The organism is Bhargavaea sp. GQ12 (assembly GCF_059758705.1).
The window spans coordinates 81,069-107,835 of record NZ_JCAXEU010000010.1; the positions used below are offsets into that span (position 1 = coordinate 81,069).

The following is a 26,767-nucleotide window of genomic DNA, read 5'->3' on the forward strand; positions in this document are numbered from 1 at the left end:
TTTGGAGACACAAAAAGAGCGACGGGTCCATGACGTGTTTGAAAAGATTTCGGACAACTACGATACGATGAACTCGGTCATCAGTTTCCAGATGCATAAGTCATGGCGCAAGGAAATGATGAAGAAGATGGATGTCAGGGAGGGGGCTTCCGCACTCGATGTTTGCTGCGGCACCGGTGACTGGACCATTGCGCTCGCCGATGCGGCCGGTCTTTCGGGTGAAGTGACCGGCCTGGACTTTTCCGCCAACATGCTGAGCGTAGCAAAAGAAAAGACCAAAGACCGCCCGAATATCAGGCTTGTTGAAGGGAATGCCATGGACCTCCCGTTCCCGGACAACAGTTTTGACTATGTCACAGTCGGTTTCGGTCTCCGCAATGTTCCCGATCTCCGGACGGCACTTTCCGAGATGCACCGGGTACTGAAGCCGGGCGGGATGATCGCCTGCCTGGAAACCTCCCAGCCGACATTGCCGGGGTACCGGCAGGCGTTCAAACTCTACTTCAACAACATCATGCCGCTCTTCGGCCGTATGTTCGCGAAGAGCTACAAAGAGTACCAGTGGCTGCAAGAGTCCGCGGAGACCTTCCCGGATGCGCGGGCACTGGCAGGCGTCTTTGCTGAAACCGGGTTTGAAGGCATCCGCTACAAGCCGTTCAGTGGAGGAGCGGCAGCGGGGCATATCGGCTACAAACGGAGATAACGAGAACAAAAAGCGGGGAAGGTTTTTCTCTTGGAGAAGTTGAAACTAAAGTCCATCTATTCAGAGTTCCGTACGGACCTGGAATTTATAGAGAGAGAACTGAACCGGTCGGTCCACTCGGCGTCCCCCATGCTGGAAGATGCCTGCCTGGCACTCATCGGTTCGGGAGGCAAGCGGATCCGCCCGGTCTTCACGCTTCTTGCGTCGAAGTTCGGGGACTACAATCCGTCAGTCACGGCGAAGGCAGCCGTACCACTTGAGCTGATCCATATGGCTTCGCTTGTCCATGACGACGTCATCGATGATGCCGATCTGCGCCGCGGAGAACGGACAGTGAAGTCGATTCACGGTAACCGGGCGGCTATGTATGTCGGCGATTTTCTGCTTGGCCGGTCTCTCGAAATCATCGGCGAACTGGATTCCCAAGAAGTTCACCGAGTCCTGTCACGGACGATGATTGAAATCTGTGTAGGTGAAATCATCCAGATCGAAGACAAGTTTGCTGCAGAGCAGAATCTGAGGGATTATCTTCGCCGGATCAAACGAAAAACCGCACTTCTCATCTCTTCCAGCTGTGAACTGGGAGGTCTTGTGGCAGGGGCGGACCCGGCGACGGTCAGGAAACTGAAGCGTTTCGGCTACTATGTCGGAATGTCCTTCCAGATTACGGATGACCTGCTCGATTTCACAGGTACGGAAAAACAATTGGGCAAACCCGCTGGAGGCGACCTTCTCGCGGGCAATATCACGCTTCCGGCAATATACGGTCTGCGCGATCCTGAACTCCGTCCTTATTTGCTTGATGCCCTTGGTGGCGGTCTGGATAAGGCCGGTGTAGCCAAGCTTCTCGGCTTGATGAGAAACTCGGAAGCGATCCGCGAATCGGTGCGCATCAGCGACCTCTATCTGGAGAAAGCGCTCCGTGAAGCGGAAGCCCTGCCCGACATCCCGGACCGTGATTCTCTGATTCGGATCGCGAAATTTATCGGAAAACGGAAATTCTGACCAATCGGGCACAACTTTTGTTGAAAGTCATACAGGTGCAGTGGTAACATTTTGGAGGCGGCATCGCCGCACACCCTCAACTCACAAGGAGTGTACAAGAAAATGGAAAAAACATTTCTAATGGTCAAGCCTGATGGCGTCCAGCGCAACCTGATCGGCGAGATCGTCAGCCGTTTCGAAAAGAAAGGCTTCCAGCTTGCTGGCGCAAAGCTGATGCAAATTCCACAAGAACTCGCTGAGCAGCACTACGGCGAACACAAAGAGCGTCCATTCTTCGGCGAACTCGTTGAGTTCATCACTTCCGGCCCAGTGTTCGCGATGGTTTGGGAAGGCGAAAACGTCATCTCGACAGCCCGTCTCATGATGGGTGCGACAAACCCGAAAGAATCTGCACCGGGCACGGTCCGCGGCGACTACGCAGTCACTGTGGGCAAAAACATCATCCATGGTTCCGACTCCCCTGAAAGTGCGGAGCGCGAAATCAACCTGTTCTTTAAGCAGGAAGAACTGGTTTCCTACGAAAAGCAAATCAATAACTGGGTCAACTGACCCTGATGCCCGGCGCATGCCGGGTTTTTTTATTTCCGGTGATTCTTCAGAGCAGATAAATAAGCATGGCTGTGGACTTTCTTAAAACTTTATTCTGGGGATAAATGACAGTTGAAATAAAGACTTTTCGCCTTTTTAAAAAAGAGAGCGTTTTCATTTGCGGATAGTGATTAAACCCTTGTGTTTTCTGCGAAAATCCAAATGATTCACACGATGGGTTGTGTTATAGTGGTAAGAAAATTAAATGTATTTAGAGCCTGGGGGGAGCAGAAATGAGATATTTGACAGCGGGAGAATCCCACGGTCCACAGCTGACCGCAATTATAGAAGGACTGCCATCCAATCTTGAACTGACGGCGGAGTCCATTAACGGTGACCTTGCCCGGAGGCAGGGCGGTTATGGCCGCGGCCGTCGGATGCAGATTGAAAAAGATACAGTCGACATCACGGCAGGTGTGCGCCACGGAAAGACGATCGGAGCACCGGTTGCGCTGACCGTGACGAATGATGACTGGAAGCACTGGACAAAGATCATGGGAATCGAGCCCCTTCCGGAGGATGTCGATCCGGACGAGATCAAGCGCCGTGTGACACGGCCCCGTCCGGGACACGCTGACCTTGTCGGCGGCATGAAGTATGGCCACCGTGATCTCCGCAATGTGCTGGAGCGCTCATCAGCCAGGGAAACGACTATGCGTGTTGCTGCAGGTTCCGTTGCCAAGAGTTTCCTGAAGGCGCTTGGCATCGAAGTGACGGCACATGTTGCAGAAATCGGCGGTGTAAAAGCCGACATGACCCTCCGCAACGGCAAGACGGTCAATGAGATCCGCGAAATTGCGTCTGCAGATGACGTTTATTGCATTGATCCGGCAGCATCGGAAAAGATGAAGCAGGCAATTGATGACGCAAAGGCGGCCGGCAACTCAATCGGCGGCGTCGTGGAAGTCATTGTCGACGGCTGCCCTCCCGGAGTAGGCAGCTATGTTCAATACGACCGCAAGCTGGATTCGAAAATTGCAGGAGCCATGGTCTCGATCAATGCGTTTAAAGGCGTCGAGTTCGGCCTAGGTTTTGAAATGGCACGGCTTCCGGGCAGTGAAGTCCATGATGAGATCGAATGGACGGAAGAATCCGGTTACCGTCGCCGCACGAACAACCTCGGAGGTTTCGAGGGCGGCATGACAACAGGCATGCCGATCGTGGTGCGCGGCGTCATGAAGCCGATCCCGACACTCTACAAGCCGCTGGAGAGCGTCGACATCGATACGAAAGAGCCGTTTAAGGCGAGCATCGAGCGATCTGACAGCTGTGCGGTGCCGGCGGCGTCCGTCGTCGCAGAACATGTCGTCGCATGGGAAGTGGCCAAAGCCATCTCCGAAACATTCCACAGTGACACGATCGAAGGGCTCCGGAAGAACATCAGGGAATTCCTCGATTACTCACGGGAGTTCTGACATGGAAACGGTCAGGGTCGATACACAGGATCGCAGTTATGATGTAACAGTGGGTCCGGACGCGCTGCAGGGGCTTGAAAGACTTCTTGCTGATGCGGACCGGGTCGCTGTAATTGCGGATGAAAAAGTGACAGCCCTGCATGGGGAACATCTTCGTGCAGCGCTTGGCGGAAACCGAAAGGACGTGGCTTGGCTGGATGTTCCGGCTGGCGAGTCCTGCAAGACGCTCGAGTGGTTCGGGCGAACGCAGCAATTTCTCCTGGATGCAGGATGCACACGCAAATCGGTATTGATCGCGTTTGGCGGGGGCGCATGCGGCGACCTTGCCGGATATGCGGCAGCCGCCTACATGCGCGGAATCCGGTTTATCCAGTGCCCGTCAACGATCCTTGCTCACGACAGCTCTGTCGGCGGAAAAACCGCGATCAACCTCCCCGGGGGCAAGAACATGACGGGGGCGTTCCATCAGCCAATTGCAGTGCTGTATGATACGAATCTTCTCCGGACGCTTCCTGAAGGAGAAGTCCGCTCCGGTATGGCGGAAGCGGTCAAGCACGTGCTGATTTCATCCCGGGAAGATGCATTGGAGCTGCTCCGCACGCTCGAGCTTGACGAAATGGGCGAAGAGGAACTGATACGGCTCATCGTCCGGGGCATCCGCGTGAAAGCGGAAATCGTCGGCCGCGATGAGCGGGAGGGATCCGTCCGCAAATTCCTCAACTTCGGGCACACATACGGCCACGCGGTCGAGGCGGCCGCCGGCTATGGCGGAATCACGCATGGCGAAGCCGTCATGATCGGGATGGTCTATGCGCTGATCCTGAGTGAACAGCAGGCCGGTGCAGGCAGGGAACTGACCGATGCTCTCCAGGCATTTGCCGAACGGAACGGCTATCCGCTGAAAAAAATCGCGGATCATCCGTTTGAAAAACTGCTTGGCTACATGAAAAAAGATAAAAAAGCTTCCTTCGGAGACCTTCATTTCGTCCTTCTTCCGGAAGCAGGTGCACCGGATGTCCGCAGCGTCACGGAAGAGGACTGCAAGAAGGCTGACAAGGAACTCAGAATACGCATGGGGGTGGAACCGGAATGATGGTGAGGGGCATCCGAGGTGCGACATGCATCACGGCAGACGATGAACAGCAGATCATGCAGGAGACCGCCGCCCTGGCAAAGGAAATGGCGGAACAGAACGGATTGGAACCGGAAGAGATTGTCTCGGTGATCATCTCGACGACGACAGACATTTCTTCCGGATTCCCGGCCAAAGCTGTCCGGACGATGGAAGGCTGGGAGTATGTACCGGTCATGTGCACCCATGAAATGGATGTACCCGGGGCGCTCCCGCTTTGCATCCGTCTGCTCATGCATGCAAATACTGCAAAGACACAAAAAGAAATCAGGCATATCTACTTGAACGAAGCGGTCCGCCTGCGTCCGGACCTGGCCGGAGCCGCTGCACGAAAGGAGGAAGCGAGATGAGGTGGAATCCCCGACTGGAAGGCATGAGGGCTTACGAGCCCGGCAAGACGATCGGAGAGGTCAAGCGGGAATTCGGCCTTGAACGCATCGTCAAGCTCGCTTCCAATGAAAATCCATTCGGCTGCTCAGCAGAAGTAAAGAAATTCATCGCAGAATCTGGGCTGGAGACTGAACTTTATCCTGACGGCTATGCGACGGAGCTGCGGGAAGCGCTGTCCAATCAACTTGGCATCAGCCCGCGGCAGCTTCTGTTCGGTGGGGGCTCGGACGAGCTGATCGTCATCCTTTCCCGTGCCCTCCTATCGGAAAACGAGAACACGGTCATGCCGTGGCCGTCATTTCCCCAGTATCGCCATAATGCAAGGATTCAGGGTGCGGAGATCAGGGAAGTTCCCCTTCACGAAGACTTCAGCCATGATCTCGAGGGCATGCTGAAAGCAATCGATGAAAATACTTCGATTGTGTGGCTGTGCACGCCGAACAACCCGACCGGCGGCATTATCCCGCACGAAGAACTGAAAGCTTTCATCCAACAGGTACCGGAGCATGTGCTCGTTATTGTCGACAACGCGTATCATGAATTTGTAACGGATCCGGCATATGCCGATCCGCTTGCTCTTGTCGATGAGTTCCCGAATGTGCTCGTTTTGCGCACTTTCTCGAAAGCTTATGGGCTGGCGGCATTCAGAGTCGGTTATGCAGTCGCGCGTGAAGAAGTCATTGCAAAGCTCGACCCTGTCCGTCCGCCATTCAATACGAACGTCCTCGGCCAGCAGGCCGCTGCCCGCGCGCTTGCTGACCAGGAGTTTATCGCAAGGACACGCCAGCAGAACGGGGCGGGCAAGGACCAGTACCGCCGTTTCGCAGAGGCACACGGATTAAACTGTCCGGTCTCAGAAGCGAATTTCGTGCTGTTGGAAGTAAAGGGGAGCGCGGATGCCGCAGCGGATGAGCTGCTGAAGCGCGGCTATATCGTCCGGAGCGGAGACAAACTCGGCACGCCGGGTTATCTGCGCATTACCGTGGGAACGCAGGAAGATAATGCGGGCCTGCTTGCCGCGCTTGAACAAGTGCTGGCACACGGAGTGCCTGAAGCGTAAGCAGTGTTTGATGGGAGTGTTGGGTTTTGTCAGAGTTAAAAGCTGCGATCATCGGCCTCGGCCTGATCGGGGGATCACTCGCCCTTGCGATCCAGCGCCACGGGAATGTCACGGTCACAGGTTTTGATGCCGATCCGGTGACGCTGCGTGAAGCGCAGACGCTCGGGGTGGTTCACCATACGGCAGGATCGGCGGCAGAAGCCGCCGAGGGCTGTGATTACATATTTTTTGCCACGCCCGTCAATGAGACGGTGCGGATGCTGAAGGAAGCTGCCGCGGGCTGGAAACTGAAAGAGGGAGCCATTCTGTCCGATACGGGGAGCACTAAAACCTGGATCATGGAAGAGGCGGGCGGCTTCGCCGGCGGCAGCGCAACCTTTGTCGGCGGCCACCCGATGGCAGGCTCACACAAAAGCGGGGTCCGGGCGGCCCGTGAGCACCTTTTTGAGAACGCCTATTACCTGCTGACCCCTGCAAGCAAGGAGGATGCGCCGGCTGTCAGGAAGCTGGAGGAGTTCCTCAGTGTGACTAAAGCAAAGACTGCGGTCGTGAGTGCAGAACAGCATGATGCCATGACAGCCGTGGTCAGCCATTTCCCGCATGTCGTCGCGGCATCGCTTGTGCGCCGGCTTGAAGAGGAGACCGAAGAGATGCCGTTTACCCGTGAACTGGCTGCGGGAGGGTTCCGGGACATTACCCGGATCGCTTCTTCCGATCCGGTCATGTGGCGCGACATCACCCTGCAAAACCGTGACGAGCTGGTGGGCCAGATTAATCTGTGGATCGAAGAGATGACCCATGTCCGGGACATGATCGAATCGGGTGACGCAGAGTTGATCCATGATTTTTATGGCGGGGCGAAAACCTACCGGGATGCCCTGCCTGCAAAGTCCCAGGGGGCGCTCTACACCACATTCGACCTGAACGTCAACATCCCGGACAGCCCGGGTGCGATTTCGGAAATCGCCGGTTATCTGGCGGATGCAGGCATCTCAATCACGAACGTGCGGATCGTCGAATCGCGGGCAGACGTATTCGGAATCATGGTCGTCAGCTTCCAGACGACAGAAGACCGGGAACAAGGCCGCAGGCTGCTGAGCGACCGGACAAATTATGATATCTACATCAGTTAATGGGGCAGGAGGCCGGAACTTATGGATAAGATGACATTGAATTACCCGCATGTACCGCTCCGAGGCACGCTCGACGTGCCGGGGGATAAATCCATCTCTCACCGGGCTGTCATGTTCGGCGGGATTGCCAAAGGGCGTACGACAGTCTCGGGCTTTCTGCCTGGAGAGGACTGCCTGCGCACTATTGAATGCTTCCGTCTGCTGGGAGCGGAAATCAGCCGTGACGGAACGGATCTGGTGATCGACAGTCCCGGCATCGGCAGCTGGAAGGAGCCGGAGGACATCCTATATACCGGGAACTCCGGCACGACGACCCGCCTGATGCTGGGGATTCTTGCCGGATCCGGCGTTCACTCCGTGCTGGCGGGGGATGAATCAATCGCGCACCGGCCTATGAAACGTGTTACGGGGCCGCTCCGTCAGATGGGGGCGGATATCCGGGGCCGTGAAGGTGCCCAGTATACGCCCATCTCCGTTCTTGGCGGGCCGCTGCAGCCGATCGACTATGAAATGCCGGTTGCGAGTGCTCAGGTCAAGTCGGCGATCCTATTCGCCTCGATGCGTGCTGACGGCACGTCGGTCATACGTGAAAAGGAAGTGTCCCGCGACCATACCGAACGAATGATGCGCAACTTCGGGATGGAAGTCGGGACCGGTAACGGTGTCATTACCCTGCGGGGTGGCCAGGACCTGGTCCCTGCACACGTGGACGTGCCGGGCGACATCTCGTCAGCAGCCTTTTTCCTCGCTGCAGGTGCCATGGTGGCCGACAGCGACGTGGTGCTAAGGAATGTCGGCCTGAACCCGACACGTACAGGCATGATCGACGTCCTCGAAGAGATGGGTGCCGATTTTACAGTGGACGAGGCAGACTCGGATGATTCGGAGCTTCGCGGTACGGTTACCATGCGTTCGTCTGCACTGAAGGCCGTGGAAATCGGCGGTGATCTGATCCCGCGCCTGATCGACGAAATTCCGGTCATCGCCCTGCTGGCCACCCAGGCTTCAGGAACGACCGTGGTCCGTGACGCGGAAGAACTCCGGGTCAAGGAGACGGACCGCATCGCGGCAGTTGCTGAAGAACTGAACAAGCTCGGAGCGGACATCACCCCTACCGAGGATGGCATGATCATCAACGGGCCGACGAAACTGTCGGGAGCGGTCCTCGATTCGAGGGGGGATCACCGCATCGGCATGATGGCCGCGGTCGCCTCGCTTGTTACAGATGGCCCGCTGGAACTGCAAGGTCCCGGATGCATCGCTATTTCCTATCCGGAATTCTTTGGCCACCTGGAATCCCTCCGCGGAGAATAAGCTCCCCGGAGGGGCTTTTTTCTTGTGAAGGAAGCCCTGCATCCAGTAGCATTGAAGTATGAAAAACGCGGGGACGGGTGAATACTGATGGAGACAATTGAACAGCTTCAACAATATATTCTGGATGGTGATTTCAAGAAAGCGGAGTCGCTCGTCCTTGAGATCGGAGCTTCATCCGATATGGAGACGCGATACATGGCAGCGGGAATCCTGTCCGAGTACGGCTTCCTGCAGGAGGCGGACACGCTTTATGAAGGCATGATTTCTCTCATGCCTGACGAGGCGCAGCTGAAAATCGACCGGGCGCAGGTGCTGATCGAGCTCGGAGAGGAAGACGATGCCCTCCTTCTGCTTACATCGGTCGGTTCACGGGAGGAAGAGTACCCGCAGGCACTTCTCGTTCTTGCAGACTACTACCAGATGTCCGGCATGGCGGAAGCAGCACTCAGAAAAGTTGAGGAAGCCTCAGAGATCCTGCCGGATGAGCCCGCGGTGAAGTTCGCCAAAGCGGAGCTTCTGCTCGACGGCGGACGGTATGCGGAGGCTGCAAGGCTCTACAAGGAGGTCCGGCAGTCCGCCGGAGAAGTGGCAGGTATCAGGCTTTCCGACCGCATAGCGGAAGCCTACGCCGCCGGAGCGGCCTATGAAGAAGCACTGCCGTATTATGCGGAATCACTTGAAGATTCAAGGACGCCGGATATGCTGTTCGGCTACGCGTATGCCGCCTACCAGAGCAAGCAGTATGCAGAGGCTATCAGGACGCTGGAAGAACTTAAGGCGATGGACCCTGACTACTTTTCCGCTTATGCCCTTCTGGCACAGGCGCAGACGATGGAAGGGGAGGACGAAGCCGCCTACACGACACTTCGTGAAGGTCTGTCCCGGGACAAATATGACAAGGAGCTTTATTTGTCCGCGGGTAAGCTGGCACTCAAGACCGGCAGGCAGGACGAAGCCGAAACCCATTTCCAAGAGGCGATTGCACTCGACCCGGAGTATATGGAGGCGCTCCATGCGCTGATGTCGCTGTATGATCACCAGGAACGCAATGGAGAGATTATCGCGATGATCGGTGAGCTGCGGGAAGAAGGCCGTGACTGGCCGTCACTTTATCCGTTTGCGGCGTCCGCGTTTGAGCGGGAAGAACAATACAAAGAGGCATATGAATTTTACCGGCTGGCATATAATGATTTCAGGGAGGACCCGCATTTCCTCGAGAAATTTGCCCTTTTCCTTCTGGATGAAGGAAAAAGGGAAGAGGCCATCGAATTGATAAAGCAACTCGCCGTCCTAATGCCGGACGATCCGAGATGGTCTTCATTCCTGGAAATGGAAATGTAATGGGAAAGGAGGGGATGGTGTGACAGCGTCAGTCCCGGTCGCCGAGAAAAAGGAGTTTGTCAGGTGGTTTCTGAAAACCTACCATTTAAAACGGCGGGAATGCGTGTGGATCCTGAATTATCTCCTGAGCCACGACCAGCTTCTCAACCATGTGCGCTTTGTCGACGAGGCTCACTACTGCCCGAGGGCGATGGTCATGTCCACAACCGACTCGGACGGCATCCCGTTCCGTTTTTACAAAGGGAACCTGATGACGGCGGATGCCGAGAAGTCGTTCCACGACCTCCGGCTCCATCCGGATGAGAACATGTACCTTCAGCTCAACTTCCCGAACCGGCATGCATGTCCGGAATATGCGGCAGTGCTGGAGGACAATCCGTTTGTGCCGGAGTATATCAGGATCAGCGACAAGGACCGCCGGGATGCGGAGCAGCTGCTTGAAGAAAGCGTCCTCGCTTTCCGGGAAGAACAGCTACTCCGCCAGATCGACGAAGCGCTTGACAAGAACGACAAAGAAAAATTCTTCGCCCTCTCCAAGGCTCTGCAGTCTATCAAGGAGGTCGGCGCCAAATGACTTCATCGACCACGATGAAGTCTTTTTCTTTTGTAATAGGAAATAATTAAACTTCACTCTGTGGATCACCATGATTCGAGTGTCGGCCACGTCCAGCTCCAGCGCCCAGCAAACTTCACACTTCTCCACTACGATAAGTCAACATCAGCTCGTCCCTCACCGTGTTTCCTTTTTCTCCTTGCGAAGTGTTCCAGATTGTACGTTGCTGAACGGGCGCTTGCGCTTTTGTACATTATTTGTGGTAAAGTGAGGAAGCGAAGTATGTATTGATGGAAGCTTTGGGAGGAGTTATTCAATGAACTGGACCGCTAACGACATCGATTTGTATATGCAGCAGCAGGAGTATATCGACACCGCACTTATACCGCTGGTCCATATCGGCGGCGGGGGAGCGATGAAGCAGAGCGCCTCTTCGGCGGAGTTCCTCTTGAACCTGTCCGCCTTCATCGAACGGCAGTTCAAGGGGCGTGTCGTGCTGTTCCCGCCTTTCAGCTATACCGATGGCAATGACAGGGAGCGGCTTGCGGCTGAATGGGGGTCCTCGGTGTCGGACATGCCGTTCAGGCATGTCTTCTATCTGACCACCGACCCGTCCTGGTCCCGTGAAGGTATCATTGAAGATGCGATCTGGATTCCGTCCATTCCGCTCGAGAGCATGGACAAAAAACTGAAACAGTCTGTTCTTGAGGATCAGGTCCGTCAGATCATCCCTGTTCTGACCTCAAAGTGGGCAAGTGAATAAAGCCGACAAAAAAAGTTCACAATCTACATGTACCGCCAAATGCTTTGTTGAATTTCGATTTTGATTGGGATATCATAGATATGTCCTAGCTAAGCTATTCAGTAAAAGTTTGTCCGATGGACTGAACCTTTAGTAAGAGGGGGGAACATGATGAGCAATACTCGAGTTTCACGACGCCAATTCCTGAACTACACGCTGATGGGCGTCGGCGGATTCATGGCTTCCGGAATGCTCATGCCAATGATCCGTTTTGCAGTGGACCCTGTCCTCGAAGCCGGCGCTGCGGGAGATTTCATCCCGACAAGCCAAAAGGTGAGCGAGCTGACAGAAGAGCCGGTACGTGTTGACTTCACGTATGACCAGGTTGACGGCTGGTATGAGTCCGAAGTGACCGGTACCGCATGGGTTTACAAGGACGGCGACAAAGTCGTCGCGCTTTCGCCTGTATGTAAGCACCTCGGATGCACAGTCAACTGGGGCGGGGATTCAGCCCACCCGAATCAATTCTTCTGCCCATGCCACGCGGGCCGCTATGAGAAGAACGGCCAGAACGTCCCGGGCACACCGCCGATCGGGCCGCTGGACGAGTTCGATGTAAAAATCGAAGACGACCTGCTCTACCTTGGGGCAACAAAACCGAATACGTTGATTTAATCTAGTTAGGGGGTAAGACAACCGTGCTGAACAAGATCTACGATTGGGTGGACGAGCGGTTGGACATCACGCCGATCTGGCGCGATATCGCCGACCATGAAGTACCTGAGCACGTAAACCCTGCGCATCACTTTTCTGCATTCATTTATTGTTTCGGTGGCCTGACGTTCTTCATTACGGTCATCCAGATTCTGTCCGGAATGTTCCTGACTATGTACTACACGCCGGACATCGAAAATGCATGGAGATCCGTTTACTATCTTCAGAATGAAGTAGCATTCGGCGAAATTGTGCGCGGTATGCACCACTGGGGAGCATCTCTCGTTATTGTCATGATGTTCCTCCACACTCTTCGGGTATTCTTCACAGGCTCCTACAAGAAGCCTCGTGAGCTTAACTGGATGGTCGGGGTCATGATCTTCATCGTTATGCTCGGCCTCGGCTTTACGGGCTACCTGCTCCCTTGGGACATGAAGGCCCTGTTCGCAACGAAAGTCGGCATCGAGATCGCCGCTTCCGTACCGTTCATCGGGGAATGGATCAAGGTCCTCCTTGCAGGGGATGCGACGATCCTTGGTGCACAGACACTGACACGCTTCTTCGCGATTCATGTCTTCTTCCTGCCGGCCGCTCTGCTCGGACTGCTCGCAGCGCACTTCATCATGATCCGGAGACAAGGTATTTCCGGTCCGTTGTAAGAATGGCGGACACTACGATCCTTAAAGAGGAGGGGACACTATGCATCGCGGTAAAGGGATGAAATTTGTCGGGGATTCCCGTATCCGTTCTTACGAGAAGAACCGGATCCCTAAAGACTATTCAGAGTATCCAGGCAAGACTGAGGCGTTTTGGCCGAACTTCCTTCTGAAAGAATGGATCATCGGCGCAGTCTTCCTTGTTGGCTACCTGATCCTAACGGCCGCACATCCGTCGCCACTCGAGCGGCAGGCCGATCCTACAGACACGGGTTATATCCCGCTGCCTGACTGGTACTTCCTACAAATGTACCAACTTCTGAAATATGAGTTTGCATCCGGCCCATGGAACATCGTTGGTGCCATCATCATGCCGGGTCTTGCCATCGGCGCACTCCTGCTTGTACCGTTCATGGATACATCGAAGGAACGCCGTCCGTTCAAGCGCCCGCTTCCTACAGCTTTCATGCTCCTCACACTGTTTGCGATGATTTACCTGACTTGGGAATCCGTCGCCAACCACGACTGGGAAGCAGCAAAGGCACAAGGTGAAATCGTCGAGGAAGCAGAGTTTGACACGTCCGATCCGGCCTACGAGATTTATATGGGCCAATCGTGTGTCACTTGCCACGGCGAGAACTTCGAAGGAACACCGGCTGGCGTACCGCTCGCAGGTTCCGGCCATACCGCTGAAGAGATTGCGGACATCGCCGTGAACGGTGTTGTCAAAGACGGCCAGCAGGTCATGCCGGCTGACGCATTCAACGGCAGTGAAGAAGAGCTCCAGCAGCTTGCTGAGTTCCTCTCGACTGTCACACAGCAATAATTCCGAAAGAAAGAGCCAGGAAACTGGCTCTTTTTTCTTACCCGGAGGTTCCCATGCATTCAGTGATTCCATACATCCGCGCGGTCCTGGAAGACCGGCGCTTTCTTATCATGCTGTTCCTGATCAATCTCGGCGGCACGATCTACGGCTATATCTGGTATGAGTCCCAACTGAGTATCACAGAACCGATCTTTCTCCTGTTCGTCCCGGACAGCCCGACAGCCAGCCTGTTCTTTACCCTGGCAGTCGGCGCGTGGATCTGGGGAAGGCACTGGAAGCTGATCGAGGCACTCGCACTGATCACACTCGTTAAATACGGCCTTTGGGCAGTCGTCATGAACATCTGGACACTTGTGGAAGTCGGTACGATCGGTGCTACGGGCTGGATGCTTGTCGCTTCCCATTTCCTGATGGCGGTCCAGGCGGTCCTCTATCTGCCGAAGTATACGTTCGGAATCTGGCATATCGTGATTGCAGCGATTTGGACACTCCATAATGACGTGATTGACTATGTGTTTGGACAGATGCCGATCTATGGCCGGATCATGGAGCACATCCGCGTCATCGGCTACTTCACGTTCTGGCTGTCGATGGCCTGCATCGCGCTGGCGATTTATGCCTGGCACCGCCGGTCCGTTTCAGTTGCGGCAGGGGCATCGGAGCCGGTAAAATAAAGAGAGAGACAAAAGGGAGGAAGACGAATGTTCCTGATCTACCTGATCATCATCATTGCACTGCCCCTCTATTCGCAGTTCAAAGTCAAAAGTACGTACAACAAGTATGCTCGCGTCCGCTCCACATCCGGCATGACCGGAAGGGAAGTGGCACGGCTGATTCTTGACCGAAACGGTCTTGAAAACGTCAAAGTGGTTGAAACCCAGGGCGTCCTGTCCGACCACTATAATCCGATGACCAAGACAGTTGCGCTTTCCTCGGACAACTACCATAACGCTTCCGTTGCCGGCACGGCTGTCGCAGCCCACGAAGTCGGTCACGCCATCCAGGATGCGCAAGACTATGCCTTCCTGCGCTTCCGTCACCGGCTTGCGCCTGTCGCGAACATCACGTCCAACGCGTCTTGGATTTTCATCATGGCCGGTCTCTTCTTCTCCAGCATGAACAATCTGCTTGGAATCGGGATCGTGCTCATGGCGGTCGGTGTCCTGTTCCAGATTGTGACGCTTCCCGTCGAATTTAACGCTTCCAGCAGGGCAATGAATACGATTGTCGAGTTGGGAATCATCAGGAACGAAGAAGAGCCGCACGCGCGAAAAGTGCTGAATGCCGCTGCACTCACCTATGTTGCAGCAGCAGCCGTCGCTGTCCTCGAACTTGTGCGCCTGCTCCTGATTTTCCAAAACCGCGAATAACAGATGAAAAGCACCCCGGCATTTCTTCACGGAATGCCGGGGTGCTTTCGTCAGTTTTCAGTTTGGTGCAGTCGGCCGCCAGCGTCAGTCCAGCGGCTTTTTTTCCTCATCCAGCGTGAAGCCTTCACCCATGACGTCATGGACATCGGTGACGGAAACGAATGCGGACGGATCGACACTATTGATGATATTCTTCAAACGGACAATCTCGTTTTTGCCTACGACGCAGTACAGGACTTCGCGTTCCTGCTTGGTGTAGTGACCACGTCCTTTCAGCACAGTCACGCCTCGGTCCATCTCCTGTGTAATCTTGTCCGCGATCTCATCCTGCCATTCGGAGATGATCCAGGCACCGCGCCCCGAGTATGCGCCTTCCTGGACAAAATCGATGACCCGTGCGCCGACATAGACGGCGACAAGTGTGTACATCATCTTCGGCATTGTCAGGTAGGTTGCCCACGATAGGAGGATGACACCGGCGTCAAAGATGAACATCGTGCGTCCCATGCTCCATCCGTAGTACTTGTTCGCCAATCGGGCGATGATGTCTACGCCTCCGGTCGTCCCGCCGAACCTGAAGATGATCCCGAGCCCGATCCCGATGAAGACACCCGCGAACAGGGAGACGAGGAGGAGGTCATTCTCCATGTTGATGTCGTATTGGTAATCCGTGAAGATGCGCAGGAAAACCGACACCGCAACTGTTCCCACAACCGTATAGATAAACGTTTTCCGGCCGAGCAGTTTCCAGCCGATAAAAAACATCGGCACGTTCAGGACCAGGTTCATGATCGCCGGGTCCAGGTCGAAGACGAACAGGAGGATCAGCGTCAGACCTGTGAATCCACCCTCCGCAAGCTCATGCTGGATATTGAAATGGACAAGGCCGAAACTGAAGATGGCCGCGCCAATCAAGATCATGATCAGATTTTTCAATTTGATTCCCCGGAACAAAAGCAACACCCCTTCGGAACAAGTGTGTCCCCACAACCAGTATCCTTTATTCAATTAGTTTTGACAATAGAGCAGGGGATTATATACGATTGACGAAGGAGTGATGGACGAATGAATGAATCCCGTACGATGAAGGACATGCAACAAGAAGTGGATCGTTACATATCCCAGTTTAAGGAGGGGTATTTCCCGCCGATGGAAATGCTCGCAAGGCTTACCGAAGAGCTGGGCGAGCTGTCGAGGGAAGTGCAGCATGTGCACGGAACCAAAAAGAAAAAGCCGGGGGAAGCGGAAAAATCCCTCGAAGAGGAGACAGGCGATTTGTTTTTTGTCCTCGTCTGTTTTGCGAATGCGAATGGTATCGACCTTGACCGGGCACTGGCCGGGGTCATGGAGAAGTTCAACCGCCGCGATAGCGGGCGCTGGACAAAAATTGGGGAGGAATGATGATGATCCGTGTAGCAGTAGCTGGTCCGCGCGGACGCATGGGGGCGCTTGCGGTCGAGACGATGATCACAGGAAAGGATTTCCTGCTGGTCGGCGTCCTGGACAGAAAGATGGCGGAAAAGGCGGACACGCTGGCAGGCGCTGTACCGATCTATACAGACATGGCCACTCTCGCGCAGGAGGCCCAGCCGGATGTACTGGTCGAACTGACCAACCACGAATCGGTCTATCCGCATACAAGGGATGCGATCTTGAACGGCATCCGACCCGTAGTCGGGACGAGCGGACTCAAGGAAGAGCAGATCACCAGACTTTCTGAGCTGGCCAGTGAGCGGGGAATCGGCTGCATCCTGGCGCCCAATTTCTCGGTCGGGGCGGCTCTTCTCATGAAGTTTGCTTCGATGGCCGTGAAGTATATGCCGGATGCCGAGATCATCGAAATGCACCATGATGGAAAGAAAGACTTTCCTTCCGGTACGGCGGCGCTCACAGCGAGGATGATGGCTGATTCGAAGGGCGTTGGTCATAATCAGCCGGATGGCCGGGGTACGGATATTTCCGGTGTCCCGGTTCACAGCGTCAGGCTCCCGGGGCTGCTTTCCCATCAGGAGGTGCTGTTCGGCGGCGAGGGGCAACTGCTTACGCTCAGGCACGATTCCTTCAGCAGGCAATCCTACATGTCCGGAATGACGCTTGCCGTGAAGGATGTTATGAACAGGGACCGTCTCATTGACGGACTTGATAAGATCATCGGGTAACAGGAGGGGTTGGAATGAATATCGCACTGATCGCACACGACAGGAAGAAAGATGACCTGATCCAATTTGTCATCGCTTACCTGCCCATCTTCAAAGAACACGCTTTGTTTGCGACAGGCACGACGGGCAAGCTGATTGCCGAGGCGACGGGACTGGACATCCACCGGTTCCGGTCGGGACCTCTTGGAGGCGACCAGCAGATCGGGGCAATGGTAGCGGAGAACCGCCTGGATCTTATCGTCTTCTTCCGTGATCCGCTCACGGCTCAGCCTCATGAGCCGGATGTTTCCGCACTCCTCCGGCTGTCGGATGTGTACAAGGTGCCGCTCGCCACGAATATGGGAACGGCGGAAGTGCTGCTCCGGGGACTGTCCGAAGATCACTTGGACTGGCGGCTCAACAAGAACCCGGACGGCGGTGCCGGCGCATGAGAAAGCTGAAAATTGGAATCACCTGTTATCCATCTCTTGGAGGCTCGGGAGTAGTAGCGACCGAACTCGGCATTTTGCTGGCTGAACGTGGCCACGAAGTCCATTTCATCACATCGGGCCGGCCATTCCGCCTTTATATGGACCAGCCGAATATCAAGGTGCATGAAGTCGAAGTCGGCCAATATGCTGTCTTTAAGTTCACGCCTTATGATATCGCTTTGGCAAACAAGATTTCTGAAGTCATCATTGAAGAGGAACTGGATATCCTGCATGCCCACTACGCCGTCCCCCACGCCATCTGCTCCGCGCTGGGGCGTGATATGGCGGGTGTGCCCATCCCGATCATTACAACGCTCCACGGGACGGATGTGACGATCCTCGGCCATGACCGGACACTCGCGGGAACAGTTAAATATGGGATCAACAAGTCGGATATGACGACGGCAGTTTCCCATTCTCTGAAACAGGAAACGTATGAGCTGATCAGGCCGTCTAAGGAAATCCGCACCATCTACAACTTTATCGACGAAAGGCAGTACCGCCCCGTCGACGCCCATCATATGAAGGCCGGGCTCGGCATCGCGGAATCGGACAAGCTCCTGATCCATGTATCCAACTTCCGGAAGGTCAAGCGTATTGAAGATGTGATCCGCAGCTTCTCGATCATCAACCGGGAAGTCCCGTCGAAACTTCTCCTGGTCGGCGACGGACCGGAGGCTGAGGCAATCCATGCACTCGTTCAGGAAGAAGGGCTTGGGATGGAAGTGCTATTCCTCGGGAAGCGCGACGACCTGCCTGATCTGTTTTCAATCAGCGACCTGAACATGCTCGTTTCGGAAAAAGAGGCATTCGGCCTTGTCCTCATCGAGGCAATGGCGTGTGGCGTGCCGTGTATCGGCTCTGATATCGGGGGAATTCCGGAAGTGATCGAAGACGGGAAAAACGGTTTTATCCGGCCTCTCGGCGACATTGAGGGGTATGCGGAGTCCGCAATCCGTATTTTGAAAGATCCGGAGCTGGCTGCAAAGTTTTCCGAAGATGCCATGCGGTCGGTGCGTGAACGGTTCAGCTCGGAGCGGATTGTCCGAGAATACGAGTCGGCTTATTACGAATTGCTGGAGCGTAAGGAACCGTGACGGATCCGCATTGGACCTCGGCATTTGAAATAGTGGAACGTCTCAGGGAAGCGGGGCATGAGGCGGTGATTGTAGGGGGAGCGGTCCGCGACCGGCTGATGGGCCAGCGAGCCCACGATGTTGATGTCGCGACTGCAGCGCTGCCCGAAGAGGTCAAGGCGATCTTTCCTAAAACGGCTGATGTCGGCATCGCGCACGGGACGGTCATGGTCCTCGATCCGTCCCCTCCAGTCGAAGTGACAACCTACAGGACCGAGGGGACCTACACCGATCACCGCAGGCCGGACAGCGTAGAGTACGTGACCTCGCTGAAAGAGGACCTGCGGCGTCGGGACTTCACCATGAATGCCATCGCCATCCGCGGCGACGGCTCCCTTTTTGATCCGTTCGGTGGAGAAGAGGATATCCGGCGTGGGATCATCCGGGCCGTCGGAAATCCAGGTGAGCGTTTTGAGGAAGATGCGCTGAGAATGCTCCGTGCTGTGCGTTTTGCCGCGAAGACGGCTTTCACGGTCGAACCCGGCACGAAAAAAGCGATCACCGCACATGCGGCAAGCATTTCCCATGTCTCTGTAGAGCGCATCAAAATAGAAATGGATAAAATCTGGTTAAGCGGACGCTCGGGACTGGCAGCCCGGCTAATGCAGGAGACAGGACTGGCAGGACAACTGCCGATGATGGGTCGGGCATTTGCCCCGGGGAATGCCGTCATCTGGGACAAGTTCGGCAATCCGGATGAACCTGTCGAGGGCTGGGCGCTGCTTGCGCTCCTTGGCGGTGAACCGGATGGAAATCCGTACAAGCTGTCGAACACGGAGAAGCGGGCGGTGCGTGAGATCCTCACTGCATGCCGGATCCGTTCGGAGCGCCCGCTAAGCCCGCTGGACGCCTACCGGCTGCCTGAATACGCACTTTTGGCGGGGGCAAGGTTCGCCCATCTGACGGGTATGACTGATGAGCCGGATGATCCGTCCGCCCTCGCCAGGATGAAAAATGAACTTCCGATCCGGTCGCTCAAGGACCTGGCCGTCACTGGGAATGACCTGATCGGCTGGTATGGCAGGAAGGGCGGCCCATGGGTGAAGGAGTGGCTCGGGAACATCGAGGAAGCGGTCGTCACCGGGCGTCTCATGAACACCCGGGAAGACATCAAAGGATGGTTTTTAGATGGAATCGAAAGTGAAAGATAAAGAAAGCCTGCTCAGGCGGCTTATGGTTGCCGGCGGGGAGCCGGTCTCCGGGCAGATGCTGGCCGATGAGGCTGGTGTCTCCCGTACCGCTGTCTGGAAATGGGTCCGGGAACTTGAGGAGGATGGCTATACCGTCCGCTCTGTCAGAAAAAAGGGATATGTGCTGGAGGCATCTCCGGACCGGCTGAGCCCCGCGCTGATCAGGCAACACCTGAAGGATGACCCGTTTGTCAAAGACATCATCCATTACGAATCAGTGGCTTCGACGATGCCGCTGGCCCATAGGGAAGCGCAAAACGGCGCCCCGGACGGAACAGTGATTGTGGCCGAAGAACAAACGGAGGGCAGGGGACGGCTCGCCCGGCCATGGTCTTCGGCGGCGGGAAAAGGAATCTGGATGAGCGTCATCCTGAAGCCGGATATCCCGCCGCACCGGGCGCCGCAGTTTACACTGATCGCAGCGGTGGCCATCTGCCTGGCCATCCGAGAGACGGCGAATATAGAAGCACGGATCAAGTGGCCGAACGACCTCCTGGTCGGCAGGCGCAAAGTGACGGGCATTCTGACGGAACTTCAGGCCGACCCCGACCGTGTCCAGGCGATCATCATCGGTACCGGCATCAATGTGAACCAGGAACCGGATGACTTCCCGGCCGAGCTGGCAGACATCGCGACATCGATCCGCATCGAATCCGGACAGCAGGTGGATCGTGCGGCGCTGGCCGCGGCAGTATTGAGGAACCTCGGGAAATATTCCCGGCTTTATATTGAGGAAGGCTTCGCCCCCATCAAAGAGCTCTGGGAAAAGAACTCAGATACTATCGGCAGGAAAGTGAATGCCGTCATGATGAGGGAGACGGTCACCGGCACGGCCATCGGCATCACGGAGGACGGCGTGCTGGAGATCCGTACAGAAGACGGCAGCATTCGCGGCATTTATTCCGCAGACATCGAGCCGGCAGAATAACCTCTTGCGCCCGGAAACCGCTTTCTGCTATATTGAAGGCGGAGAAGGGCGGTATCGTAACTGAACTGCACCTGAAACAAGCTGAAAGACCGGAAAGAGCGAATCAATCCTCAATTGGGATGGATCGCCGATAGACTTGTTCCGCCTTGATCCGAAAAAGACAGGGACGGAGAAGACCGGAATGCATATTCAGCCCTTCTGCCATTTTTTGGCGGGAGGGCTTTTGGTTTTCTCCCGAAAGGAGAAGAACGATGAAAACCACTTCAGATCTGCTGAAGAAAAAGAAGAACGGCGAAAAGATCGCGATGCTGACGGCGTACGACTATCCGACGGCGAAAATGGCTACTGAAAATGGAATCGATGTTTTACTCGTCGGAGATTCCCTTGGAATGGTCGTACTGGGTTATGAATCGACTGTGCCGGTAACGTTGGATGATATGATCCATCATGGAAAAGCGGTCCGGCGCGGTTCGGGGCTCACGTTCATGGTGGTGGACATGCCCTTTGGAACTTATCACGGCAGCCCCGACAGGACGCTTGAAGACGCGGTCCGGCTGTTCCGTGAAACAGGCGCGGATGCGTTGAAGCTGGAAGGGGCGGGTATCGTGACAGATGCCATCAGGCGTCTCGTTTCCGCGGGTATCCCGGTCGTCGCCCACTTGGGGCTCCTGCCGCAGTCAGCGGGTGTGACAGGGGGCTATAAAGTGCAGGGCAAGACGGCTGAAGATGCACTCCGCCTGGTCCGTGAAGCGAAGGAAGTGCAGGAAGCGGGTGCCTGCATGCTCGTCCTTGAATGCATTCCTCACCAGCTTGCCGGCCGGATCACCGGAGAACTTTCCATTCCCGTGATCGGAATCGGAGCCGGAGCGGAAACAGACGGCCAGGTGCTCGTCTTCCATGATATGATCGGCTACGGCAGCCACCATGTGCCGAAATTCGTCCGACAGTTTGCAGATGCAGGAAAGCCGATCCGTGATGGGATCGCAGCGTATTCCGCAGCCGTCGGAGACGGCTCCTTCCCTGCCGAAGCGCACCGCTTCACGATGAAAGAAGAAGAGGCCGGCAAACTGTATGGAGGCGATCCTGTTGAAGCACATTGATAAAGTCGCAGACATGGCCGCAGTATCGGGGCGCCTGGCTTCGGAAGGGAAGAGCATCGGATTCGTCCCGACGATGGGCTATCTGCATGAGGGGCATTTGGCTCTTGTTGAGGAAGCCAGGAAAGAAAATGATATTGTGATCATGAGCATCTTCGTCAATCCGGCACAGTTCGGTCCCGGAGAAGACTACGACAGCTATCCGAGGGACCTGGAGCGGGATGCGGCGCTTGCAGAAAAAGCGGGAGTCGACATCCTGTTTCATCCGTCGCCTGAAGAGATGTATCCGAAAAAAAGCGATATCCGGATCCTGCCCGGCAAACAGGCGGACGTTTTGTGCGGTGCGAGCCGTCCGGGGCACTTTGACGGTGTCCTGAAAGTGATCACGAAGCTGTTTCACCTGATCCGGCCGGAGCGGGCCTACTTTGGACAGAAGGACGCCCAGCAACTTGCTATTATCGAAACATTTGTCAGGGACTATAACTTCCCCGTCGAAATCCGGCGCGTACCGACTGTCAGGGAAAAGGACGGGCTCGCAAAAAGCTCACGGAATGTCAGGCTGACACCGGCAGAACGACAGGAAGCCCCGTCCATTTATGAAGCCTTGCGTAAAGGGAGCAGGATGCTCCGGGAAACGGGAGATGCTGATCGCGCACTTAAAATTGTGCGTGATGAACTCGCACTTATCCCTGGCGGAAAGACCGATTATGCGGAAATCCTAGAGTATCCGTCACTCCGGCCCCTTACTGCGGAATCGCAGGAAGCGATCGTCGCCACAGCGGTGCAGTTTTCCGGCGCGCGCCTGATCGACAACATACTGGTCGCGATGGAGGATAAAACATGCTGAAAATCATACTGAACGGCAAAATCCACCGTGCAACTGTCACGGAAGCCAACCTGAACTATGTAGGCAGCATCACCATCGACCGAGACATCCTGGACGCGGCCGGCATGGTGCCGAACGAAAAGGTCCAGATCGTCAACAACAACAACGGCGCCCGCTTCGAAACGTATATTATAGAAGGCAGCCGCGGTAGCGGAGTCATCTGTGTGAACGGTGCCGCCGCCCGACTTGTCCAGCCGGGCGATATCGTTATCATCCTGAGTTATGTCAACGTGGATTCGAAAGAAGCGGAACAGCATACGCCGAACATCGTGCTGATGGGCGAAAAAAACCGGGTCGATGCCGTTATCGGACACGAGCCGGAAGCGACGATCTATTGAAATGCGGACTCCCGGGCCACAGGCTCCGGGAGTTCTTTTGTTCCGCAACGGAATGAACCAGCTTTAGGCGGCCGCGAGACGATTCAAGTCCGCTGGTTGTGGTACAATTTCCGTAAGACACCGACGGACAGCGAGATGATAAAGATGGATGGAAAACGATATGCGGTCGTGGATCTTGAAACGACCGGACATTCACCGAAAAGTGGAGACCGGATTATCGAAATCGGGATGGCGCTCGTGGAAAACGGCAGGGTGACAAAAACGTATGCCACGTTCCTGAAGCCCGGACGGAAAATCCCCGCCTTCATCAGCAGCCTGACCGGCATCCGGGAAAAGGATGTGGCAGACGCACCGCTGTTCGAGGACCGGGCCGCGGAAATCCGGGAATGGCTGGAAGGCTGTGTGTTCGTCGCGCATAATGTTTCGTTTGATCTGCCGTTTCTGCAACACGAATTCCGGCGGGCAGGACTCCCGAAATGGAGCGGTGAAACTGTTGATACAGTGGAGCTTGCCAAAATCATCTGTCCCTCGGCGCCGAGTTTCAAGCTGCAGGATATAGCAGCGGAATTCGGCATCGGTCTGGAAAATGCCCACCGTGCCATAGAAGACGCCGCAGCGACCGCGGAACTCCTCATCCGGCTTCAGGAAGAAACAGACAAGCTTCCTGAGCCGACGCTGTCCATCCTCCACAAGCGGTCATTCCGCCTCAAGTCTGATCTGAGCTCCCTCTTCTATGAAGCGCTCAAGAAAAAGAGGAGACATGTCGCGAGGGAGAAAGGCCACTTTATATGGAAGGGTATCGCAATGAAAAATCCGATTCCGCAAAAGAATCGGGTTTCTGCTGACATCGGATATCCTGAAGGCAAAGATGCAAAAAAGACTCTTTTCCGCCATGCGTTCGAAAATTATGAGGAGCGGCCAGCGCAGTCTGCAATGATGGATGCTGTTTACGGTTCTCTTGAGTCTAAGACCGAGATTGCTGTCGAGGCCGCGACCGGCATCGGCAAGACGTTCGCCTACCTGCTGCCGGCAGCCGTGCACTCTGTACGGGAAAGACGGCCAGTCGTCATCAGCACCCATACCAATCATCTGACCGAACAGATCATCGGACGTGATATGGAAAAAGCGGAGCGGGCCGTCGGAGTGCCGCTTCGCACGGCTCTACTGAAGGGAGTCGGTCATTATATCGACCTTGAAAGGTTTGCGGGCATTTTGGCGGCGGAAGATGAGTCCTATGACGAGACCCTTGCCATTTTGCAGGTAGTCGTCTGGCTTGCCGGTACGGAGACGGGAGATATGGAAGAACTCAACGTTTCCGGCGGGGGGCGGCTATTCCTTGACAAGATCCGGAAATACCGTGCGGCTGTCCGGGATAACGGGCTTGAGAATTCCGATTTCTATCTCCGGTCGCTGCACCGTGCACGGAATGCGGACCTGATCATCACCAATCATGCCATGCTTCTCTCTGCACAGGACCGCAGCCATTCACCGTTTCCGAATATATCAGGAATGGTCATTGATGAGGCACATCAGTTCATTACAGCAGCCAGGGCACATGCGGAGACTCTTTTCTCTTACACGGACTTTAAATATACACTCGGGCAGATGGGCAAACCCGGCGAGGGCCTTCTGCAGGACCGGTTCGTTTCGCTGTCCCGCAAAACCGGCATGCCCGGAGAACGCGAAGCCGTGCGTTCCGGAGAAATGTACGACCGGGCGATGGACGCTTTTGATGCCGCATTTGAAGGAATGCAGTCTCTGATTCAGGCTTTGGGTTCAGACCGTCCGCATGAGCAGAAGCGGACATTTGCGCTCGCCGATCTCGAACCGCTTGTCCTGCTCTGCAGGGAGGCGGGAGAATTGCTGTATGCATACCTTGACAAGGTGGCTGAACTCACCGGACCGCTTATGAATGGAGCGGGGGAGAAGTACCCGGAAGAAGCCCGTTTCTATTCAGAGTGGCAGCACTGGGTCCGTGAAATCCGCCTGCAGGCCGCCGGTTGGATGGAGTTGTTCGGCCCGGCTGGTCTGGATGATGCGGCTGCATGGATCGAGGCGGATATGAGGAGCATTCCCGGCAGTCTGAAAATTGTGCGCCAGCCGGCGGATGTCTCCGGATTGATCCGGCAAGCGGTGAAACCCGATGGCCGGTTCGGTGTAATCTGGACATCCGGGACACTTTCGCTGCCTGGGCGGGAGCGGTTCATCGCTGATCAGATCGGTCTTCCCAAAACGGTGGAAATCCAAAAGTTCGCCGCACCCCCCGAGTTTTACCGTGGCGCGAAAATGTATATCGTGAGCGATATGCCTGACATTCTTAACGTGCCGCAGCAGGAATATATCGAATCAGTTGCGGATGCGGTCGTCCAGGCAGTCATCGCGACAGGGGGCAGGTGTTTTGTACTATTCACCTCTCATGATATGCTCAGAAAAACGTATGAACTGATCGTGGACAGCGAACTGCTTGCAGAGCACATGCTGATCGCCCAGGGCATTACGCCGGGTAGCCGGATGCGCCTCTTGAAATCATTTCAGCGCTTCAGCAATTCCGTCCTTTTCGGAACCGACAGCTTCTGGGAAGGAGTAGACGCACCGGGTGATGCGCTCGCCGCTGTCATCGTTGTCCGCCTGCCATTCAGTTCGCCTGAGAACCCTCTGTTCAAGGCACGTGCAGCCAGAATTGCCGCATCCGGAAAAAATCCGTTCCAGGAACTCTCCCTCCCGGAAGCCATCATCAAATTCAGGCAGGGATTCGGACGGCTGATCCGCTCGTCATCAGACCGGGGCGCATACATCGTTCTTGACCGGCGCATCGAGAAGAAGTCGTACGGCCATGATTTTATCCGTGCACTTCCGCCGGTTCCGGTCGAGAAAGTAGGTCTCGGTGATATGGTGCTTGAATTGGAAAGTTGGTATAATGACGAAGTATGAATACAGAAGGCGGGTCAAATATGGAAAGCAGAATCGAAATCGTGAATACGTTGAAAATCAAGCATCAGCCGGATCTGTACAAAATCGTTGATGCGCTCAATCGGACATTAAAGGAAGATGACCTGATGTTCGGCCTGGCGCTTGATCCGGATGATCAGGAAACAGCCGTATTCACGATATACAGGACGTGACAGCGTCATGAAAAACCGGAAAAGGTTCAGCATCATCCTCGTGCTCGCATTTATCACGCTGATCGGTGTCATTCTCTTTTATACCGCTCAGAAGCCGATCGGCAACGCGGAGGAAAAGGCGGAAACGCGTGCCATCGATGAAGGTTATCTAGCGGAAATTTCCAGGTCATACCCGGTCAATGGCTCCGAGCCGTCGATTACAGTTCTCGGCAAGAATAAGGACGGAAAGCCGGCAGCAGTATTTGTTCCGGACGGTACAGAAGGGGAAATGCATTCCGTGCTTTTGAAGGACGGCATCGGTTCGAGGCAGGCGCTTGATGTTGTACGGGAGGACATGGATGTCCGCAAAGTCCTGCATGTGCATCTTGGCAATGATGAAAGCGGGCTGTTCTGGGAAGTGGCCTTTACCGGGCCGGATGATAAGCTGAACTATGTTCATCTCAATTTTGGAGATGGCAAAGTACGCAAAAAAATATTGAACTTATAGGAAGGGGTTCCC

Annotated in this window: 30 protein-coding genes; 29 read left to right on the top strand and 1 reads right to left on the bottom strand. The window is 55.3% G+C overall.

Features of this window, described 5'->3' with window-relative positions; genetic code table 11:
- Position 1: 1 nt before the first annotated feature.
- The 17 genes from AC6CHQ_RS10675 (at position 2) to AC6CHQ_RS10755 (ending at position 14,942) form a co-directional block, all read left to right on the top strand.
- Positions 2–703, top strand: a complete 702-nt coding sequence (locus tag AC6CHQ_RS10675) for a demethylmenaquinone methyltransferase (RefSeq protein WP_092048708.1) — start codon at positions 2–4, stop codon at positions 701–703.
- 30 nt (positions 704–733) lie between these two features.
- Positions 734–1,708, top strand: a complete 975-nt coding sequence (locus AC6CHQ_RS10680; protein WP_092048705.1) for a polyprenyl synthetase family protein — start codon at positions 734–736, stop codon at positions 1,706–1,708.
- Between the two features lie 102 nt (positions 1,709–1,810).
- Positions 1,811–2,257 carry a nucleoside-diphosphate kinase gene (gene ndk, locus AC6CHQ_RS10685; RefSeq protein WP_035001220.1) on the top strand — a complete coding sequence of 149 codons (447 nt, stop codon included), beginning with the start codon at positions 1,811–1,813 and terminating at the stop codon, positions 2,255–2,257.
- 272 nt (positions 2,258–2,529) lie between these two features.
- Positions 2,530–3,711, top strand: coding sequence for a chorismate synthase (gene aroC, locus AC6CHQ_RS10690; RefSeq protein WP_092048703.1), 1,182 nt, complete (start codon positions 2,530–2,532; stop codon positions 3,709–3,711).
- 1 nt (position 3,712) lies between these two features.
- Positions 3,713–4,804 carry a 3-dehydroquinate synthase gene (aroB, locus tag AC6CHQ_RS10695; RefSeq protein WP_251239789.1) on the top strand — a complete coding sequence of 364 codons (1,092 nt, stop codon included), beginning with the start codon at positions 3,713–3,715 and terminating at the stop codon, positions 4,802–4,804.
- A complete protein-coding gene (gene aroH / locus AC6CHQ_RS10700) occupies positions 4,804–5,193 on the top strand; it encodes a chorismate mutase (RefSeq protein WP_092050664.1) in 390 nt (129 codons plus the stop codon). Before aroB ends, aroH begins: the two co-directional genes overlap by 1 nt.
- Complete coding sequence (hisC, locus tag AC6CHQ_RS10705) at positions 5,190–6,293, top strand: histidinol-phosphate transaminase (protein WP_498081530.1); 1,104 nt, start codon at positions 5,190–5,192, stop codon at positions 6,291–6,293. The genes aroH and hisC overlap by 4 nt, the downstream gene beginning before the upstream one ends.
- 26 nt (positions 6,294–6,319) lie before the next feature.
- The gene (locus tag AC6CHQ_RS10710) at positions 6,320–7,426 is read left to right on the top strand and encodes a prephenate dehydrogenase (protein ID WP_092048696.1); all 1,107 of its coding nucleotides are present in this window, start codon (positions 6,320–6,322) and stop codon (positions 7,424–7,426) included.
- Between the two features lie 21 nt (positions 7,427–7,447).
- Complete coding sequence (gene aroA / locus AC6CHQ_RS10715; RefSeq protein ID WP_251239792.1) at positions 7,448–8,740, top strand: 3-phosphoshikimate 1-carboxyvinyltransferase; 1,293 nt, start codon at positions 7,448–7,450, stop codon at positions 8,738–8,740.
- A gap of 87 nt (positions 8,741–8,827) precedes the next feature.
- Positions 8,828–10,081, top strand: a complete 1,254-nt coding sequence (locus AC6CHQ_RS10720) for a tetratricopeptide repeat protein (protein ID WP_251239793.1) — start codon at positions 8,828–8,830, stop codon at positions 10,079–10,081.
- Between the two features lie 19 nt (positions 10,082–10,100).
- A complete protein-coding gene (locus AC6CHQ_RS10725) occupies positions 10,101–10,655 on the top strand; it encodes a ReoY family proteolytic degradation factor (RefSeq protein WP_251239794.1) in 555 nt (184 codons plus the stop codon).
- Positions 10,656–10,950: 295 nt separating this feature from the next.
- Positions 10,951–11,397, top strand: coding sequence for a YpiF family protein (locus tag AC6CHQ_RS10730; protein WP_092048684.1), 447 nt, complete (start codon positions 10,951–10,953; stop codon positions 11,395–11,397).
- Positions 11,398–11,547: 150 nt separating this feature from the next.
- On the top strand, positions 11,548–12,051 hold the full coding sequence (locus tag AC6CHQ_RS10735; protein ID WP_498081531.1) for a QcrA and Rieske domain-containing protein: 504 nt from the start codon (positions 11,548–11,550) through the stop codon (positions 12,049–12,051).
- Positions 12,052–12,074: 23 nt separating this feature from the next.
- Positions 12,075–12,749, top strand: coding sequence for a menaquinol-cytochrome c reductase cytochrome b subunit (qcrB, locus tag AC6CHQ_RS10740; RefSeq protein ID WP_498081532.1), 675 nt, complete (start codon positions 12,075–12,077; stop codon positions 12,747–12,749).
- 40 nt (positions 12,750–12,789) lie between these two features.
- Positions 12,790–13,572 carry a c-type cytochrome gene (locus AC6CHQ_RS10745; RefSeq protein ID WP_498081533.1) on the top strand — a complete coding sequence of 261 codons (783 nt, stop codon included), beginning with the start codon at positions 12,790–12,792 and terminating at the stop codon, positions 13,570–13,572.
- Between the two features lie 53 nt (positions 13,573–13,625).
- Positions 13,626–14,246, top strand: coding sequence for a lipoprotein heptaprenylglyceryl N-acetyltransferase LhaT (gene lhaT / locus AC6CHQ_RS10750; protein ID WP_498081534.1), 621 nt, complete (start codon positions 13,626–13,628; stop codon positions 14,244–14,246).
- A 27-nt stretch (positions 14,247–14,273) separates the two neighbouring features.
- The gene (locus AC6CHQ_RS10755; protein ID WP_498081535.1) at positions 14,274–14,942 is read left to right on the top strand and encodes a zinc metallopeptidase; all 669 of its coding nucleotides are present in this window, start codon (positions 14,274–14,276) and stop codon (positions 14,940–14,942) included.
- Positions 14,943–15,026: 84 nt separating this feature from the next.
- Here the strand turns inward: AC6CHQ_RS10755 and AC6CHQ_RS10760 are convergent, their stop codons facing one another.
- Positions 15,027–15,896, bottom strand: coding sequence for a YitT family protein (locus tag AC6CHQ_RS10760; RefSeq protein WP_498081536.1), 870 nt, complete (start codon positions 15,894–15,896; stop codon positions 15,027–15,029).
- Positions 15,897–16,007: 111 nt separating this feature from the next.
- Here AC6CHQ_RS10760 and AC6CHQ_RS10765 point away from each other — a divergent pair, with 111 nt between their 5' ends.
- The 12 genes from AC6CHQ_RS10765 to AC6CHQ_RS10820 all read left to right on the top strand — a co-directional run bounded on the left by AC6CHQ_RS10765 (position 16,008) and on the right by AC6CHQ_RS10820 (position 26,755).
- Positions 16,008–16,343: a nucleotide pyrophosphohydrolase gene (locus AC6CHQ_RS10765; RefSeq protein WP_498081537.1), complete on the top strand. Its 336-nt coding sequence runs from the start codon at positions 16,008–16,010 to the stop codon at positions 16,341–16,343.
- Positions 16,343–17,101, top strand: coding sequence for a 4-hydroxy-tetrahydrodipicolinate reductase (dapB, locus tag AC6CHQ_RS10770; protein ID WP_498081538.1), 759 nt, complete (start codon positions 16,343–16,345; stop codon positions 17,099–17,101). The genes AC6CHQ_RS10765 and dapB overlap by 1 nt, the downstream gene beginning before the upstream one ends.
- A gap of 14 nt (positions 17,102–17,115) precedes the next feature.
- Positions 17,116–17,532: a methylglyoxal synthase gene (gene mgsA, locus AC6CHQ_RS10775; RefSeq protein ID WP_498081539.1), complete on the top strand. Its 417-nt coding sequence runs from the start codon at positions 17,116–17,118 to the stop codon at positions 17,530–17,532.
- Positions 17,529–18,668: an N-acetyl-alpha-D-glucosaminyl L-malate synthase BshA gene (gene bshA, locus AC6CHQ_RS10780; RefSeq protein WP_498081540.1), complete on the top strand. Its 1,140-nt coding sequence runs from the start codon at positions 17,529–17,531 to the stop codon at positions 18,666–18,668. Before mgsA ends, bshA begins: the two co-directional genes overlap by 4 nt.
- Positions 18,665–19,858: a CCA tRNA nucleotidyltransferase gene (locus AC6CHQ_RS10785; protein ID WP_498081541.1), complete on the top strand. Its 1,194-nt coding sequence runs from the start codon at positions 18,665–18,667 to the stop codon at positions 19,856–19,858. The genes bshA and AC6CHQ_RS10785 overlap by 4 nt, the downstream gene beginning before the upstream one ends.
- Positions 19,836–20,825, top strand: coding sequence for a biotin--[acetyl-CoA-carboxylase] ligase (locus AC6CHQ_RS10790; RefSeq protein WP_498081542.1), 990 nt, complete (start codon positions 19,836–19,838; stop codon positions 20,823–20,825). The genes AC6CHQ_RS10785 and AC6CHQ_RS10790 overlap by 23 nt, the downstream gene beginning before the upstream one ends.
- A 251-nt stretch (positions 20,826–21,076) precedes the next feature.
- On the top strand, positions 21,077–21,925 hold the full coding sequence (gene panB, locus AC6CHQ_RS10795) for a 3-methyl-2-oxobutanoate hydroxymethyltransferase (protein WP_498081543.1): 849 nt from the start codon (positions 21,077–21,079) through the stop codon (positions 21,923–21,925).
- A complete protein-coding gene (gene panC, locus AC6CHQ_RS10800) occupies positions 21,912–22,769 on the top strand; it encodes a pantoate--beta-alanine ligase (protein WP_498081544.1) in 858 nt (285 codons plus the stop codon). The genes panB and panC overlap by 14 nt, the downstream gene beginning before the upstream one ends.
- Positions 22,763–23,146 (top strand): aspartate 1-decarboxylase, encoded by a 384-nt coding sequence (panD, locus tag AC6CHQ_RS10805; protein ID WP_498081545.1) that lies wholly within the window; start codon positions 22,763–22,765, stop codon positions 23,144–23,146. Before panC ends, panD begins: the two co-directional genes overlap by 7 nt.
- A 144-nt stretch (positions 23,147–23,290) precedes the next feature.
- Entirely contained in the window at positions 23,291–26,077 is a 2,787-nt protein-coding gene (gene dinG / locus AC6CHQ_RS10810) for an ATP-dependent DNA helicase DinG (protein WP_498081546.1), read from the top strand.
- A 20-nt stretch (positions 26,078–26,097) separates the two neighbouring features.
- Positions 26,098–26,268 (top strand): YpmA family protein, encoded by a 171-nt coding sequence (locus tag AC6CHQ_RS10815; protein ID WP_498081547.1) that lies wholly within the window; start codon positions 26,098–26,100, stop codon positions 26,266–26,268.
- A gap of 7 nt (positions 26,269–26,275) precedes the next feature.
- Positions 26,276–26,755: a cell wall elongation regulator TseB-like domain-containing protein gene (locus AC6CHQ_RS10820; protein WP_498081548.1), complete on the top strand. Its 480-nt coding sequence runs from the start codon at positions 26,276–26,278 to the stop codon at positions 26,753–26,755.
- The last annotated feature ends 12 nt before the right edge of the window (positions 26,756–26,767 follow it).

Coding starts and splice junctions, on each gene's coding strand:
- ndk (WP_035001220.1), top strand. CDS start 1,811: ATGGAAAAAACATTTCTAATGGTCAAGCCTGATGGCGTCCAGCGCAAC.
- aroC (WP_092048703.1), top strand. CDS start 2,530: ATGAGATATTTGACAGCGGGAGAATCCCACGGTCCACAGCTGACCGCA.
- aroB (WP_251239789.1), top strand. CDS start 3,713: ATGGAAACGGTCAGGGTCGATACACAGGATCGCAGTTATGATGTAACA.
- aroH (WP_092050664.1), top strand. CDS start 4,804: ATGGTGAGGGGCATCCGAGGTGCGACATGCATCACGGCAGACGATGAA.
- hisC (WP_498081530.1), top strand. CDS start 5,190: ATGAGGTGGAATCCCCGACTGGAAGGCATGAGGGCTTACGAGCCCGGC.
- aroA (WP_251239792.1), top strand. CDS start 7,448: ATGGATAAGATGACATTGAATTACCCGCATGTACCGCTCCGAGGCACG.
- AC6CHQ_RS10720 (WP_251239793.1), top strand. CDS start 8,828: ATGGAGACAATTGAACAGCTTCAACAATATATTCTGGATGGTGATTTC.
- AC6CHQ_RS10730 (WP_092048684.1), top strand. CDS start 10,951: ATGAACTGGACCGCTAACGACATCGATTTGTATATGCAGCAGCAGGAG.
- AC6CHQ_RS10735 (WP_498081531.1), top strand. CDS start 11,548: ATGAGCAATACTCGAGTTTCACGACGCCAATTCCTGAACTACACGCTG.
- AC6CHQ_RS10745 (WP_498081533.1), top strand. CDS start 12,790: ATGCATCGCGGTAAAGGGATGAAATTTGTCGGGGATTCCCGTATCCGT.
- lhaT (WP_498081534.1), top strand. CDS start 13,626: ATGCATTCAGTGATTCCATACATCCGCGCGGTCCTGGAAGACCGGCGC.
- AC6CHQ_RS10755 (WP_498081535.1), top strand. CDS start 14,274: ATGTTCCTGATCTACCTGATCATCATCATTGCACTGCCCCTCTATTCG.
- AC6CHQ_RS10765 (WP_498081537.1), top strand. CDS start 16,008: ATGAATGAATCCCGTACGATGAAGGACATGCAACAAGAAGTGGATCGT.
- dapB (WP_498081538.1), top strand. CDS start 16,343: ATGATGATCCGTGTAGCAGTAGCTGGTCCGCGCGGACGCATGGGGGCG.
- mgsA (WP_498081539.1), top strand. CDS start 17,116: ATGAATATCGCACTGATCGCACACGACAGGAAGAAAGATGACCTGATC.
- bshA (WP_498081540.1), top strand. CDS start 17,529: ATGAGAAAGCTGAAAATTGGAATCACCTGTTATCCATCTCTTGGAGGC.
- AC6CHQ_RS10790 (WP_498081542.1), top strand. CDS start 19,836: ATGGAATCGAAAGTGAAAGATAAAGAAAGCCTGCTCAGGCGGCTTATG.
- panB (WP_498081543.1), top strand. CDS start 21,077: ATGAAAACCACTTCAGATCTGCTGAAGAAAAAGAAGAACGGCGAAAAG.
- panD (WP_498081545.1), top strand. CDS start 22,763: ATGCTGAAAATCATACTGAACGGCAAAATCCACCGTGCAACTGTCACG.
- dinG (WP_498081546.1), top strand. CDS start 23,291: ATGGATGGAAAACGATATGCGGTCGTGGATCTTGAAACGACCGGACAT.
- AC6CHQ_RS10815 (WP_498081547.1), top strand. CDS start 26,098: ATGGAAAGCAGAATCGAAATCGTGAATACGTTGAAAATCAAGCATCAG.
- AC6CHQ_RS10820 (WP_498081548.1), top strand. CDS start 26,276: ATGAAAAACCGGAAAAGGTTCAGCATCATCCTCGTGCTCGCATTTATC.